Annotated in this window: 10 protein-coding genes; 5 read left to right on the forward strand and 5 right to left on the reverse strand. The window is 62.8% G+C overall.

The annotated features are described in order from the left end of the window. Positions 1 to 61 precede the first annotated feature (61 nt). Positions 62 to 1051, forward strand: coding sequence for a DJ-1/PfpI family protein (locus tag FA85_RS20885; RefSeq protein WP_051943162.1), 990 nt, complete (start codon positions 62 to 64; stop codon positions 1049 to 1051). Between the two features lie 220 nt (positions 1052 to 1271). On the opposite strand, the gene FA85_RS09775 is transcribed toward FA85_RS20885, so the two are convergent. From FA85_RS09775 to FA85_RS09780, 3 genes are all read right to left on the reverse strand, one after another. Next, entirely contained in the window at positions 1272 to 3365 is a 2094-nt protein-coding gene (locus tag FA85_RS09775; protein WP_036109195.1) for a TonB-dependent siderophore receptor, read from the reverse strand. Positions 3366 to 4111: 746 nt separating this feature from the next. Continuing rightward, positions 4112 to 4411: a hypothetical protein gene (locus tag FA85_RS21880; RefSeq protein ID WP_156110289.1), complete on the reverse strand. Its 300-nt coding sequence runs from the start codon at positions 4409 to 4411 to the stop codon at positions 4112 to 4114. Continuing rightward, positions 4408 to 8949, reverse strand: a complete 4542-nt coding sequence (locus tag FA85_RS09780) for an RHS repeat-associated core domain-containing protein (protein WP_197056515.1) — start codon at positions 8947 to 8949, stop codon at positions 4408 to 4410. Before FA85_RS09780 ends, FA85_RS21880 begins: the two co-directional genes overlap by 4 nt. Positions 8950 to 9630: 681 nt before the next feature. On the opposite strand from FA85_RS09780, the gene FA85_RS09785 reads away from it, so the two are divergent. Genes FA85_RS09785 through FA85_RS09800 form a run of 4 tightly spaced genes read left to right on the forward strand, consistent with a single transcriptional unit; the run spans position 9631 to position 13911 of the window. Next, entirely contained in the window at positions 9631 to 11775 is a 2145-nt protein-coding gene (locus FA85_RS09785; protein ID WP_081907283.1) for a TonB-dependent siderophore receptor, read from the forward strand. Positions 11776 to 11777: 2 nt separating this feature from the next. Further along, the gene (locus tag FA85_RS09790; protein ID WP_051943156.1) at positions 11778 to 12086 is read left to right on the forward strand and encodes a hypothetical protein; all 309 of its coding nucleotides are present in this window, start codon (positions 11778 to 11780) and stop codon (positions 12084 to 12086) included. Beyond that, positions 12083 to 13648, forward strand: coding sequence for a PepSY-associated TM helix domain-containing protein (locus tag FA85_RS09795; protein ID WP_036109189.1), 1566 nt, complete (start codon positions 12083 to 12085; stop codon positions 13646 to 13648). Before FA85_RS09790 ends, FA85_RS09795 begins: the two co-directional genes overlap by 4 nt. Next, the gene (locus FA85_RS09800; protein ID WP_036109186.1) at positions 13645 to 13911 is read left to right on the forward strand and encodes a DUF3325 domain-containing protein; all 267 of its coding nucleotides are present in this window, start codon (positions 13645 to 13647) and stop codon (positions 13909 to 13911) included. Before FA85_RS09795 ends, FA85_RS09800 begins: the two co-directional genes overlap by 4 nt. 121 nt (positions 13912 to 14032) lie before the next feature. Here the strand turns inward: FA85_RS09800 and FA85_RS09805 are convergent, their stop codons facing one another. Next, positions 14033 to 14692 (reverse strand): M24 family metallopeptidase, encoded by a 660-nt coding sequence (locus FA85_RS09805; protein ID WP_036109183.1) that lies wholly within the window; start codon positions 14690 to 14692, stop codon positions 14033 to 14035. Positions 14693 to 14770: 78 nt separating this feature from the next. Continuing rightward, entirely contained in the window at positions 14771 to 15583 is an 813-nt protein-coding gene (locus FA85_RS09810; RefSeq protein WP_036109180.1) for an alpha/beta hydrolase, read from the reverse strand. Between the last annotated feature and the right edge of the window lie 6 nt (positions 15584 to 15589).

The raw sequence follows: 15589 nt of genomic DNA on the forward strand, positions 1-15589 counted from the left end.
ATGTCCGCAAAAGCACCCAGAAACGTTTTAGCGTGCGGCATCGTTCACGGAGGATCCGCCCATGCGCCGCCTGCTGCCCTTGCTCGCCATGTTCTTCGCCCTGCCCGCGCTCGCGTCGCACGAACCGCACGGGTCCGCGCCGCCGGTCCGGGTTGGCATCGTACTGTTCGATGGCGTGCAGATCATCGATTTCGCAGGCCCTTACGAGGTTTTCGGTACGGCGGGCTTCGGCGTGGTTACCGTATCGCCGGATGGCAAGCCCGTGACGACGGCGATGGGGCTAAAGGTCACGCCCGATGCGAGCTTCGCCACGGCGCCGCCGTTCGACGTGTTGCTGATCCCTGGTGGCGACGTCGAGGATGCCCAGAAGGATCCACGCGTGCTTGAGTTCATCCGGCAGCGTTCGGTGCCCGCACGGCAGGTGCTCTCCGTATGCACGGGCGCCTTCATTCTCGGCGCAACGGGGCTGCTCGACGGCGACAAGGCCACGACCTTTACGCCGCGGATCGATGAGCTGGCGGCCGCCTTTCCGAAGATCGATGTGATCCGCGATGTGCGCTGGGCCGATAACGGCAAGCTGATCACGTCGGCCGGCCTTTCGTCCGGCATCGACGCGGCGTTGCATGTCGTCGCCAGGGTTCGCGGTACCGATGAGGCACGTACCGTCGCCATGCGCCTGGAATACGACTGGAAGTCCGACGGTGGGTTTGTGCGGTCACGGATGGCAGATCGCTTCCTGACCAAGAAGCTACTTCAGGCGGGGGTCGAGTGGCCGAAGGACGCGAAGTTCGATGAGTACGTGTCGACGGGCGATCTCGATCAGTGGGTCTCGCGATATCACGTGGAGACGGCGACGCCAGCGGCGGAGTTGCTCGACCGGCTGGATGCGGGTGCCCGGAAGAGTGGATTGTGGAAGGCGGCGGGGAAGCATCGGTGGACGAATCGGCAGGAAGGGCGGGATGTGATGCTGAGCTTCGAGACACAACCGGGTGCCGATGCCAGGCACTTCGAGCTGGACATCATGTTGAAAGCATCGCCAGCGCAGCCGTGATTTTGCGATTTGGGAGAGGTTGCGCGACCCGCGGCTCGTGCAACTGCTTGCCTTGATTGGGGCTCGACCAGGCGGTTTTCAGGTTCAGCCCGCCCTCCAAAGTCCCATCATGGCTGATGTTGGCCTCATCACGCTGACCATCAAGCAAATCCACAGCTTGGCACCCCGTTCGTCTGTACGGAGAGCGGACGACCATAACGTTTCGGCCGTCCGGATGCCATCAGAACCGGTAGCTGGCACTTCCCATGATGCTGCGGCGCGGACCGTAGAAGCAGTCGCCGCGCGCGAGGCATGAGGCGTTGTAAACCTGGTCGGTGACGTTGGCCGCGTTGACGGAGAAACGCCATGGGCCCTGCGTGTACGCGACCATCGCGTCGAACAGGGTCTTGTGGGGAACCACGAGCGTGCCCGTCTCGTCGTAGTTGGTACCGATGTAACGCGCACCGATGCCGAAGCTGAAGCCGTCGCTGTCGGCCGCGTTCACGTGATAGACGCCCCACGCCGATGCCTGGGTCTTCGGCAGACCCGCGACGATCGTGCCATCGTCGGGACGCGCCCTGGTCCAGGTGTACGTGCCGATCAGGTCGACATGATTGCCGATCCGCGAGTTACCTTCCAGTTCGACGCCGCGCGTCTTCGCCCGCCCCGCCTGTATCTGGTTCAGGGGATTCTGCGGATCCGGTGCGAGTCGATTTTCCTCGCGCAGATCGAAATACGTTGCCGTGATCAGCGTCGATCCGCCGACAGGCTGGTACTTCAGGCCGGCCTCGTACTGCTTGCCGCGCAGGGGCTCATAGGGCCGGTTGTAGAAGTCGAGACTATCCAGCGGCTGGAACGATTCGGTGTAGCTGACGTACGGCACAATCCCGCTGTCGAACCGGTACATGAGACCGAAGCGTGACGTGGTCGCGTTGTCCACGGAGCGGCTGCCGCCGGTCGTCAGCGTCGCACGGTCGTGACGCACGCCGACGGTACCGATCCAGTGATCGCCCCAGTTGATCTGATCCTGGACGTAGAGGCCGGTCTGACGGGTGTGGCTCGATGCGACAGGGAAAACATCGGGCGGCACGAAACCGTTGTGGTAGACCGGCGCATAGAGATCGAAGGGCGTGGCGTCGAGGCCGTTGCCCTGCGCGCTATCGGTGTGCGAATAGCTGATATCGAGGCCGAACAGGACACGGTGATGCATGCTTCCCGTATCGAAATCCCCTTCCGCATGGGTGTCGGTGACCAGACGCTTGTGCCGGCTGATGGCGACATAGCTGTATCGCGACACGGTGCGCTGGTCGTCGTCGAGGAACGGGTACGCAGGGTTCGAATAGACGTTCGGGTAGAGCGAGCGATAGTCGACGTTGTCGTGCGAGTACCGCGCGTTCTGCACGAACTTCCACGCGTCGTTGAAGCGATGTTCGAAGAACGACGATACCGAGCGCTGATCGGTATCGTAGCGATCGAAGCCCGGCTCGCTGACGAAGCGATTCGTCGGAATGCGCCCGTTCGGATTGGGCAGCAAGGTGCCCGCATGCGGCAGGAAGTTCAGTGACGAGCCGTTGCGGTCGAACTGGAGATTGACCAGAAGGCTCCAGCGCGTGTTCGCGTCCGGCTGCCAGGTGATCGACGGTGCGATGGCGCGACGGTCGTCGGATACGTGGTCGATCTGGGTGTCCGCATCGCGCAACACACCGATCAGGCGATACGCCCAGTGCCCGGCGGCGTCGAGGGGACCGGTGAAGTCGAAGGCCGTCTGCTTGCGCGCATGGTTTCCCAGCTGCACCTGCACTTCATGCGCCGCCGTGAACTGGGGACGCTTCGAGGTCAGACCGATCAGGCCGCCGGTGGTGCCTTGTCCGTAGAGGACCGACGACGGGCCGCGGACCACTTCGATGCGGTCGAGAAAATAGGGCTCCGTACGGGCGTAGCTAGACCCAAGCGCCTGACGGAGGCCGTCCAGATATTGCGTAAACGATGTGCCACGGACGAAGGCGTCGTCGCCGCGGCTGTCCACGCCGTAAGCGTCCGAGCGTACGCCTGCGGAGTAACGCAGCGCATCCTGCACCGTCAGCACGCCCTGGTCGATCATCTGCGTGTTCGAGATCACGGAGATCGCCTGGGGGGTCTCGATGATCGGCGTGTCGGTCTTGGTCGCGCCGGAGGCGTCCTGCCGGGCGTAGCCTTCGTCCACCCTCACCCCGTGCACGTCGACGGCGTCGAGCTGAACAGCCTTGTCGCTGCGGGCGGTGTCCTGAGCGAACGAGGCATGCGACGCCAGTACCCCTGCGATGAGCAGAGGCAGCGCCTTCGAAGGAAGGGTCATGAGCTTGGGTCCGTGGCTGGATGTCGTCGCCACTAATGCGAACGACTCTCATTACCATGATGACGAATCGCGTCCGGTTTCGCAAGATCCTGTGGCGTTAGCGTGCACGTGGCGGAAGACGCAGCCACCTGCCGGCAGGCGTTATTTCACGTGTCGTGTCTTCTCGAGACCCTCGAGTTCGCTCCTGGCATGTTTATCGCCAGCTGCGGCTGCCTTCCTCAACCAGAATTCAGCGCGCCGCTTATCCAGATCATCATCGCTGTTGGGTAAAAAACGAAGTAGCTCATCTCTGACACCTGCTGTCGTTGATAACTCGGGCAGACAAGCCGTGGCTCATCATTGCCCAGCCGCCGGGTGGCGTCGACCGCAGGCAGCCAGAGAAGGAATGTGTCCAAGATTGAGACCGGGCTGCCGATTGGGAAAATAGGGCTTGGATCTATCTGATCAAACCTCCGTCGAACAACGACTTGGCGGCTTGCCAAAGCATAACTGCCACGGACGCGGCGAACAAAGCCACGGTTACAGCAAACCCCGACAGAAGGAGACGCCCGCGCCTGCGCCGATGGCCCATTGCGTGCTGGTCTGATAGCCGTAAGTACTCTTGGCCAGCCCCGGAAGGGTCTTGGTCAGCCGACCGCCCGTCTTGTTATAGCTGAACGTGCGTCGGGCCGATGCTTTGCGAATTTGACGCAATCATAAATCGCTCTCACTCCGGTCGCGTCAAATGTAGCGTGTGATTCTTGAAGCTAAGTCTCTGCGCGGTGTTTAGAAAGCTTACGCCCCAGCTTCCATGCACCAACTACGATGCTCGATACCAGCATCGAGTTGGTGATTATCGCGGCGATGATGACTACCGCAGGATCGAAAACCCTGCTGATGCGCTCGATGGGGAGAAACGTCAGCGGGACGCTAAAAAGATTGTTCAACCAATTCTTTTGGTCACACTCGGCGTAGCAACTCACGGAATTCAGGCCGGTAATAACCGATCCTGCAAGGTGTGCCAGGAAGAACCCAAGCCAGGCTGCTGTTAGTTTCGACGTTTTCAAGGTTCGCCCCACATGCGAGTCTGGAGCTTCTCGCTTGGATAGTAGTCTGGGCCAGGGTAATAGACGTCGTCACCCAAGGAGCCTAAGTTGTTGAGCATTTTGTTTGGAATGGTAGGGAGTAAATGATTTTCGTAAGGGTGCTGGCCACCGGCCTTCAGTACTCCGTTGACAAAATCACCACAATTGAAGCGAAGCGCGTTGTAGGGCCGACCGATGTTCTTACGTGCCCAGTCGTTCATTGTCGCATCTGCTTCGGACGTAGTAGGGACGCCATACTGCATCGGATAGTCACTGCCCCATGTCGACTCGAAGTCGGATAACTTGTTGTAATTTCTCATTACATCGTATTGAACGCCGTCGCGTCTTCCTTGCTTGGAATAGTAGCTCCATCCTGACTTATCGCTCCCGACAAGAATGGCTTCGTGCCCTGCAGTTCGGCCGAATATCATGGCCGCGCTCGGATCGATGAGCACGATAGCGTCATGTCCATTCGGGTCGACCATTGCTAGAGGATCGTTCAGCGTATAGGCGTAGGTCGAGCTACCGGCATTCAGACCAATAGGGTCACTCTGTACGTAGCGACCCGTCGTGGCCTCATAGTCGCGGTTCAAGTTGTAATTCAACCCACTCTCGGCGTCAAAGTACTGTCCGGGAAATCGCAGATTCAACCCGTATCCCACCGCCGAGGTCGGCGCCTTCTCCCCGAACGGATTGCTCGCATACGGCCACTGCCAGAGTACCGTCCCGCTGGCGTTCGTGACGCTTCGCGGCGTGCCCAGGCCATCGGCATGCACGAAGGCGACCGATGTGCTGCTACCGCTGACATCCACCACGCCCACCGGCAGGGTACCGAGCCAGATGTAGTCTCTGGCCGCAGTCCCGCTGCTTTCCGACAGCAGCTGGCTGCCTTCGTCGTAATCGAAGCGCGTGGTGCTTCCCTTAGCCGTCTTCTGGACGCGCTGGTCCAGTGCATTCAGTACGTAGCTGCCGACGACCGTGCCATCACGCGTGACGCTGGTCAGTCGGTTGCGCTGGTCGTAGCCGTAGACGTCGGTCCCGCTCGCCAGGTGACTGCTCGTGGTGTTGCCTCGGGCATCCACTGTGCGGGTGGTGGTGCCGATACCGGTGAGCTGGTGGGTGCCGCTGGCGAAGCTGTATGTCCCCGTGAGCAAGCCCGGCGCCGTCTTGCTCAAGCGGTCGCCGGTCTTGTTGTAGGTGTATGCCTCGATGGCGTTACCGCTGCTCCCGGTCACGCCAGTCAGCCGATAGAGCGAATCGTAGCCGTAGGTCTCGGTCGGCGTGGCCACGCCCGCGGCGTTGCCGATGGCGGTGAGGTTGCCCATCGCGTCACGCTTCATGTGCAGAGTGAACGCGGTACTGACAATGTCGGTCAGGGCGCCGGTCGCGTCGTAGCTATAGGTGACGACCTGGCCGTCGCCGAGTTTCAGCGACGCGATCGGACCGAACGACTTGTAGACGACGCTGCTGGCGATCGTGGTGGCGACGCCACCCTTCGGTGTAGCGGTCACGGTGATGATGCTGCCATCGCCATCGCGAGTGTAGGCGATCAGCGTGCCGTTGGCTGTGGTGATGGACTTCAGGCGGTTTGCCGGCGTCCATGTGTACGCGGTCGTCGTCGTCGCGGCACCCACGGCCTGCTGCTTCATCAGCACGTTCCCTCGACCGTCGTAGCACCAGACGATGCCGCCATTCGCTTCGATGATGCGAGTCATATGACCCTTCCCGTGGCTACCCGTGCAGCCCGTCGCCGTGTCGGCGTCATCGTACTTGTACTGGATCGACTTACTGCTATCGGCGAAGGTCACCGTGAGCGGACGACCGAGGGCATCATAGGTCATAGCCCGCGCGTTGCCCGTGGCATCGGTGGACGTAAGGCGGTTGCCGGCGACGTCGAAGGTATTCGATGTGGTGCCGGTATCGGGGCTGCGCAGGCCAGTGACGTTACCCAGGCCGTCGCGGTCGTAGTATGTATTGAGTCCGCCCGGGTCGCTGAAACCGGTCACCCGATCGATGGCATCGTACGTGCTCACGGATTGGCTGTCTCTGGTCGCCGTGTCCGTACCCTGGTAGTTCTGCAAGGTGCTGACCAGGCGATTGAGCCCGTCGAATACCTGCTTCTGCTGGATGCCGAGCGCGTCGCGGCTGTGGACGAGATTGCCGTTCCCGTCATAGCTATCGCTGTCGGTCGCCGAGAACACGGCGCGGCCGAGCCCGTCGATGATCGCCGTCAACTGACCCAGCGTGTTGAAGGACCGGGATGTGGACTTGACCACGGTGCCCGCGGCGGTAATGGACTGCGCTTTGGTCGCGTTGCCTGCCGCATCCAGCGTGTAATGCATACGACGACCCAGTCCATCGGTGATATCGGTCAGACGATGGGCATCGTCATAGGCGTAGGTGGTGACGATGCCATCGGGATCGGTCACCGTCCGGACCGCACCGTCAGGCGTGTACGCGATGTGCGTCGTCGCATCGGCACCTGACGCGACGCCGGTGCTCAGCGCACGTACGACCGTCGTGGCAAGCTGGCCACGAGGGGTATAGCTGTAATCAGTGATCACGCCATCAGCGGACTTCGCCCGGGCAAGACGTCCCGCCTTGTCGTAACTGAGGTAGCTGGTCACCAGCCCGGCAGCGTCCGTGATCGTTGCGGGGTCCCCGGCGCGATGGCAGGCACCGCCGAGCGCCGCGCAACCGGACTCATCGGATGTCAGAAAGTAGCTGAAGCGGGTCAAGTCCGTGATATCGGTACGGGCGCCGTCCACGGTCAGCAAAAGGCCTACGCGGGGACATTGCGTCGCGTCCGTCGCATCACAGTAGGTGTACTTGACCTGGCGGATACCCTTTGGTGCATGCGCCTGACTGCCGCATGCATAGGTGACCGTCACGGAAGGATCGATGGCGCATTCCGCGGTGACTTGCCCGCGTGCGTTGTATGCCCATGCCTGCTTGGATACGACGTTGCCGTCGGCGTTGGACACCGCCTGGGTCAGCGGTACGCGATGCACCGTCTCCCAGGTCATGCTGGTATTTCGCTGTGCATCAGTTCCGGCTGCTTCGACTTGTCGTGTGAGAAGCCCTTGGGCATCGTAAGTTGTCGTGGTCACGGCGCCGTTAAAGTCCTTGGCACTTGCTGGGTAGCCGCGTGTATCGTACGTGCGCGCCTGCCAAGGCTGATTGCACCCGCCACCGCATGGCTGCGAGCTACCGGAAACCTTTAGCGTTCCGAGAATATTCTTAAAGCCGAGGTTGGTCTTCGTGCCCAGGGCCGTGGTCACCGTACTGACAGTGGGGAGCGAAGTGGACGTACCGTAGGTGACGGTCAACGCGTTGACACCGCCTGCCCGGCTGGAAGACAGGGCCCGGGAGCTGCTGTCATACGTCGTGCTCTCGAAGCGTTTTCCCGTCTCATCCAGTATCCCGGTGAGTAGGCCCGGGAGATTCTTGCCGCCGGTGAGGTCTGTTTCGTTATAGAGATATTGCCGGGTCTTTCCGTCGGGATACTGGACGCCTATTAGGTCGCCTGTGGATGCATCGTAGCTGTACTTCAGCAATGCCCCGTCGGGAAGGGTAACCTGCGTTAGCCTGCTCGAGCCGTCGTAGAAAAAGTGCAGCGCACGGCCGTCAGGTGCTACGGCGGAAATCAGGAGGTCGGGAGCGGGTGCGACGCTTGCTGGCGTACTCGGCACGCTGTAGTTAAAGGTGGTCGGTGCGCCCGAAAGCGGGGTAATCGATTGCAGCAGCCCCGAGGCCGAGTAGGCTTCGGTCTCGCGAACGGCGGCCAGGAATACTGAGTAGCCGATAGCCGTTCCACTGGCATCGTCCTGTTCGGTCAGCGTGTCGGCAACGTCGGCGTCCGGCGCCCATATGCCGTTTGTTTTGACGAATTGCTCGACTCTGCCATCTGGCCGATACAGGTTGATCGTCGTCGTCGAAAGCGATCTAAGCGACCGATCGAACGAGTGACGCCACAATGACCCGAGTGTGGTCGATGTCATGCCGCTCAGGCTGTTGTAGAACCGGCGAAACGTTAGTACCTGCAATCCGCCACGGTAGTCCGTTTCCTGAAGGAATTTATTGCCAGTGGCCGTATTGATGGGGTCAGCCTCGAGCGGCGTGGAGCGCAACGGTGACCCGTCGTGTCCGTTGCCGCTGTCGCAGTCACATCCGCCAGCGTTCTTCCCCACATCGTATGAGCGAAATGTCACGTTCACGGCCAAAGGTAAGTTATTACCCGCGCAACTCGTCGGCGTGACGTTATCGCGATACTGCATCTCCAGGATAAAGTTCTGAAAATTCTGATGTGGATTAAGGTTCTGGACGTAAAGGTAGCAGCCCGCCGTTGCTCCCTGCCCGGCGAGGTACGTGCTGGCAACCTTTATCATCTGGTCCAGTGAGGAGTACTGCTTGGCATCGGGAATTTGGCTGTAGAACGCGTAAGGTGGGCCAAAGTCGTTGGTGTCCGACAAGGCGTAGCTGGGCATGGCGAGGCCCCATTGCGCAATCAGCCCGCACACGACCAGGATCCATCGCCGAGCTCCCATCCTCTCCGAATGATGAGTGCGCTTCCTATACATAAGTCCGTCCCTGCTTGCTCAGTAGAGGAGATCGAGAACCTGCTGTGCAGGTGGCTGCCGTCGCATTCGCTTAATGCGCGGATTATCACGGGCATCGCCCGTCTGGCGTGTGGGCCTATGCCTCAATTACTTGTAGGGTTTCGCCTACATAACGTTATTTTGTGAACCGGGTCGCTCTTCTGGCTCAGGAAGCCTACAGTCCGGTCGTGGGGCTTCGACATCCACGATGGTTGCAGACGGGGCTTTGGGCGAAGGAATACAGATGAGTTCCGTGCTGCATGGGATTCGTCCCAGGAGATTTAAGTGCTTCATCGTTCTTCGTTACGACGCGTTCGTTGCACGCCGCGGCCGAGGCGCTAGCCGGGTGCAGTCATTCACCGAGGCATTACCGTGCTCATTAGAGATTTATGGCGATGCAGCGAGACGGTTGAGTATAAGAACGTTACACCCCAACAGTTACGCTCTACCCACCCACACGGGCAGACTGGGGGTCTCTTTCGTCAAGAGATTGCGAATGGCTCGTATTTGCGTAAAATCCTGAGGATCAGTACCCCCGCGCTCCCGCCATCCCGTTCCCTCATCGGGTAGCCAGTCGCGCTTCATCGACGCAAGGGCTATCCGATGTCTATTCCAGCACCCGCTCTCATCGAGCGGGCCAGTGATTGTTTGCCGCTACGACGCCTTCTGGTTCTGGCGCTTGCCGCCTGTACGGCGTTTTCCGCCCACGCCGACGACGACACCCGGGCGAAGAAGCGAAGCACCGACCTCGACAAGGTGGCCGTCACCGCCAACGTGATCGACGAGGCCAGCACGGCGACCAAGGTCGACCTGCCGGTGCTGCAGACGGCGCAGGCGATCTCGGTCGTGCCTCGCCAGTTGCTGGAGGACCAGGGCGCGCTGCGTATCGGCGAGGCCCTGCGCAACGTGGCCGGCGTATCGCGCAGCGACGTCTATGGCTTCTTCGACGGCTTCAATATCCGCGGATTCGACGCTTCCTCGTCGGCGACCTATCTGGATGGCCTGCAGGTCAACGACAGCATGGCGACCTCCGAGCTTGCCGGGCTGGAGCGCCTCGAGGTGGTCAAAGGGCCGGCCTCGGGCCTCTACGGCCAGGGACCGTTGTCCGGACTGGTCAATATGGTCAGCAAGCGGCCGACCGATGAGCGCTTCGCCAACATCGGCGTCGGGCTGGGCTCGAACGACTATCGCGAGGCCCGCCTCGACGCCAACAGCCCGCTCGACAAGGACGGCGACTGGCTGGGCCGGATCAACCTGGTCTGGCGCGACCAGGACTTCTTCGTCGACAGCTCGGGCGCGAAGCGGGTGTACGTCACGCCCTCGCTGACCTGGAAGATCGACGGCGACACCAGCCTCACTCTGCTGGGCACCTGGCAGCACGACAAGCTCAACCCGTGGTCTCCGACCACCGCCTACGGCACCATCCTGTACAACCCGAACGGCCGCATCCCCCGCAGCCGTGCCGTCAACGACCGCGATTACCCCGCGGAGCAGACGCGTGACCGACATAGCGCGGGGTGGATGTTCGACCATCGTTTCAACGATACCTTCGCGATGCACCAGGGCGTCCGCTACGAAGACACGCACAACACGTGGGACCACTGGTTGTTCACCAGCGGCATCCACGAGGACATGCGTACCGTCGATCGTTTCTACTACGGCCCCTATGACGAGCACGCCCACGACCTGCGCGTGGACACCAACCTCTCGGCTGACTTCAATACCGGTGATGTGCATCACCTTCTGCTGGTCGGCATCGACTATGGGCACCGGCAGTCGAGCGACATCAACAACTTCGACTACGGCCCGTATCCGTTCGACATCTACGCACCGACTTACGGCATCGTTCCCGGCCCTGAGACTATCGCCATCACGCCGTACTCGAGCGACACGCGGCAGACCGGTGTCTATGTGCAGGATCACGTGCAGTTCGGTGAAAAGTGGACCGTGACGGCGGGCGGACGTTTCGACCGCGCACGCGATGGCAATGGTGCGGATCAGCTGAAGACCAGCGCCTTCAGTCCCCGCGCCGGCGTGACGTATGCGCTGTCCGATAGCAGCGCGCTCTACGCCAACTGGTCGAAGTCGTTCAGTCCGCAGGGCGGCTATCCGCGCTTCGACGGCGGCAATATTCCGCCGGAACGCGGTGAGGATTTCGAAGCCGGCCTCAAGATTGCGCGACCCGACGGCAGCCTGCGCGGCATGTTCACCGCGTTCCAGCTGACCCGGCAGAACGTGGCGACCGAGGATTTCCTGCATCCCAACTTCTACGTCATTACCGGCGAGCAGCGTAGCCGTGGCCTGGAAGCCGAACTCGCCTGGCAGCCCCAGGCCGGTGTCGAGTTCACCGCGGCCTACGCGTTCACCAAGGCCGAGATCACCGAGGACAACACGCTGCCGGTCGGCGCTCGGCTCGCGGGCATTCCCCGCCACAACCTCAACCTGTGGTCGAAATACACGTGGCAGGAAGGCCTGCTAGCCGGCTTCGGCGTCGGTCTGGGCCTGAATTACCAGAGCGACCGGCCCGCGTCGAACTCCGAGGAAGTGGACCCGATCTACGGCCGCCCGTTTATCATGAAGAGCTATGTGCTGGTGGATGCGGCGCTGTTATACGACACGGGCCCCTGGAGCGCCCGACTCAACGTGAAGAACGCCTTCGACCGGCATTACTTCGTGACCGCGTCCTCGACGCGCACCAACTGGGGTGAGCCCCGCAGCGTGATGCTCAACCTGGAAAGGAGATTCTGACGATGGCCAGGCGCAAGGCCGCAGGCATTCAGTCCACTCGCGTGCTGGAAATCACGTCGCGTGCGGTTGCCGCCGTCTTCGGCGGCTACGCGATGGCGGCTTTGGTCGCCTCGGCCTTCGCTCGCTGGCTGCCTGTCGCGCGCGTCGAGGCGGTGATCACAGGCATGCTTTCCTCGTTCGCCGTGTACGCCACCGTTGTCATTCTCGCCTTCGCCATGCGCAGCGCGACGCGGGTGTGGTTGTGGCTGGCAGCGTTTGGCCTTCCCCTTGCGGGTGCGCTCGCATGGTCGATGCACGGGAGCGCGGCATGAACGGTGTCAACGGCGGCCTGCGCCAGTCGATGGCCTGGCTGCATACCTGGGCCGGCCTGCTGGTCGGCTGGCTGCTGCTGGCGATCTTCGCCACGGGCACCAGTGCGTATTTCCAGGACGAGATCACCCGATGGATGCAGCCGGAGATCACCGGCCAGCGCCAGATCACCCTGGCCTCCGAGCGCGCCCTCGACTGGTTACAGAAGAACCAGCCCGGCGCGGACAGCTGGTCGATCACCCTGCCCGGTCGGCGCGCCATCGCCTCCACCCTTTACTGGAAACCGGCCGGCGAGACGCGCCGGTCGCTGCGCGACCACACCATCACGCTCGATGGCAACGGGCAGCCCGTCGTGTCGCGCGCGACCATCGGCGGTTTCTTCCTCTACCGTATGCATTTCGACCTGCACTACATGCCCGTCCTCTGGGCGCGCTGGATCGTCGGCTTCTGTGCCATGTTCATGCTGGTGGCGATCATCAGTGGCGTCATCACGCACAAGAAGATCTTTGCGGATTTCTTCACGCTGCGCTTCGGCAAGGGGCAGCGCTCGTGGCTGGATGCGCACAATCTGAGCGCCGTGCTCGCGTTGCCGTTCCACGCCATGATCACCTTTACCGGGCTGGTCACATTGCAGTCGCTGTACATGCCCTGGGGCATGACGGTGGCCTATCCCACGGTGGCGGCGTACTCCGCCGATGCCTATGGCAGCGAGGCGCCACCGGTGCGTTCCGGCAACGCCGCGCCTGTGGCACCGATCGCGGAAATGATTCGCCAGGCGCGCGCGGCCTGGGGTGGCGCGGAGCCGGGCTATATCGACATCGCGTTCCCCGGCGACGCCAACGGCATCGTACGCATGTTCCGCGGCGGCGGCGACGGTATGGCGGCGCGTGCGAAGACCTTGCAGTTCGATGCGGCCACCGGCCACATGCATCCGGTACCGGCCGCGAAGGGTGCTGCGAGCGAGACCGAGAGCGTGATGGTGGGCCTGCATGCGGGACGCTACGCACCCTATCTGCTGCGCTGGCTGTATTTCCTGTGCAGCCTTGCCGGTACGGTGATGGTCGCGACGGGGCTCATCCTGTGGACGGCCAAACGGCGCGTGCAGCTGCCCGATCCCGAGCGCCCGCACATCGGCTTCCGGCTGGTCGAGCGGCTGAACATCGCCAGCGTGGCCGGTCTGCCGCTGGCATTCGCCTGCCATTTCCTCGCCAACCGCTTGCTGCCTTTGCGCATGGACGGCCGTCCGGACTGGGAAGTGCATGCGTTCTTCATCGCCTGGGGCGGATCGCTGGTGCTCGCCTGCCTTCTGTCGCCACGGCGCGGATGGCTCGCGCTGCTGGCGGCGTCGACCGCCGCCTTTGCCGCCATCCCCGTCGTGGACGCGCTGACCACGGATCGCTGGCTGGTGCCGAGCCTGTTGCACGGCGACTGGGTTTTCGCAGGTTTCGACCTGACCATGATCGCCCTTGCCGGCGCACTCGGGTTCGCCACGTGGAAGGTGTACAAGCGGCCGACCGTCGTCGTGAGACGCAAACGGGCGGCGACGCGGGAGGTATCGGCATGATCCTCTTACCGATGCTTGCCTCCCTGCTCGGATTTACATTGTTGTGCCTCGGCATGTCGCGACATCAGCGCGATCTGTTCGGCCGCGCGATGTCGCCTGGGCGTACCGTGGCGGCGAGATGGATCGGCTGGACCCTCGTCGTGCTTGCCTACGGCGGCAGCATGCTGATCGAAGGTGCCGCCCTCGGCGCCGTTTATGGCGTCGGCGTGCTCACCTTTGGCGCGCTGGTCGTGGCGTTCACGGTTACCGGAATGTCCAGGTAGCTTGCCGGTAGCCGGCTCAGTGTGCGCCGCAGCTACGACGACGACCGGACGACAGCGCGCCGTCAGGCATGCTCACCCGACGGAGCCCAGAACAGACCGCGCGAACTCGATCCGCTTCATGTCACGCCATCAACAGATCTTCGTAGAACGCTCCGATCGACAGGGTCGGGTGGGCGATCTGGATCTCGAGGATCCACAGACCCGGTACCGGCGCGCCGGCGAAGTCGCCGAGGTTGCCGGCCTTGTGCACCGCATGGGGGTAGTCGCCGACCCGGTGGCCCTTGGTCGCGTGGTTGAGGCGCCAGCCCATGGCGTCAGCCTGGGCGCTGACATAGTCATAAAGCGCGACGCCCGTGACACCGTCGCGCCAGCGTGCCTCACCCCTGGCGAACAGCTCGCGCGACGCGGCTGCGCAGGCATGCATGACCGGATCGTCGCCGACCACGAAGGTGTCGCCCACATCGCCCTCGTGGCCATCGAAGACGGGCCCCAGGTCGACGAAGTAGATGTCGTTCTCACCGAGCACCGTGTCGGGTGCCGAGCGCTGGCGGAACGTCTTCAGCGTGTTGGCGCCGAAACGCAGAATGCTCGGATGCCAGATGCGATCCATACCGGCAGCCTCCAGCCGTTCCTTCGCCAGTTGAACGGCCTCGGGCTCCGTCATGCCCGGACGGATGCGCGAGGCGATGTCGCGCAAGGCGGTCCAGGCGCGCTCGCGGGCACCCAGCATCCGGGCGAGATCGAATTTCCTGCCGACGTTCTCGGCGGTCGCTGCGGGCATGGCGGCGGTCCAGGCGTTTCGGGGGGGCATTATCCCCCGGCGAAGCATGCCGCCAACAGGGTGTGCGACACGCTTACCTCAAGGCCAGCCCACCGCACGCAGCCACGCGTCCACCTGCCGCGTATATCCCGGGTCGACCCCGAGTTTACGGTTGATTTCCATGTGATCCAGCGCCATCGGCAACGTCGCGGCTCGTCCACCAAGGGCGTTCACCTTCGCGGCAAACCGCTCGTTCGCCCCGCACGACTGCGCCCGCGCCGACGAACACACCATCAGCATCGGAGTGGCGGGCGCGCGGACCAGCCGGTCCAGCGGCGAGGCCGCCGGCCAGCCCGCCGGGTCGCGGCCGAACACGCGGTCATAGAAACGCGCATGTGGCGCGTTCATGATCTGGGGAAGATCCACGGCACCGCTGTCGAGGGATACCGTGGCCAGCCACGGTGCCACGCCCGCCTGACGGCCGATGTCCGGCGACACGGCAAGCAGGCTGACGAGGTGCGCGCCGGCCGAATGCCCCATCAGCACGATGCGTGACGGATCGCCGTGCCACTCATGCGCGTGACGCTGCACCCAGGCCAGTGCGCTGGCGACATCGGCCGCCTGCTCCAGCGGCGAGGCGGCAGGCCAGAGTCGGTAGTTCACCGACACGACGATCGCACCCTGCGAGCCCCAGTGCGCCAGCTTGCCGTCGATGACGCCGGGGTTGTCCTTGTCGCCGACGATCCATGCGCCACCATGGACCATGACGAGAATCGGTGCGTCATGCGCGCCTGCCGGCACGTGAACCTCGAGGGTCTGTTCGCGCGACGGCCCATAGGACACATCGGCGGCCGCCGCCGGCAAGACGATGAAGGCGATCAGCCAGGCGATAAGCCGGAGGATGGGGTACACCGGAGC

Source organism: Luteibacter mycovicinus (assembly GCF_000745235.1).
Lineage (GTDB): Bacteria > Pseudomonadota > Gammaproteobacteria > Xanthomonadales > Rhodanobacteraceae > Luteibacter > Luteibacter mycovicinus.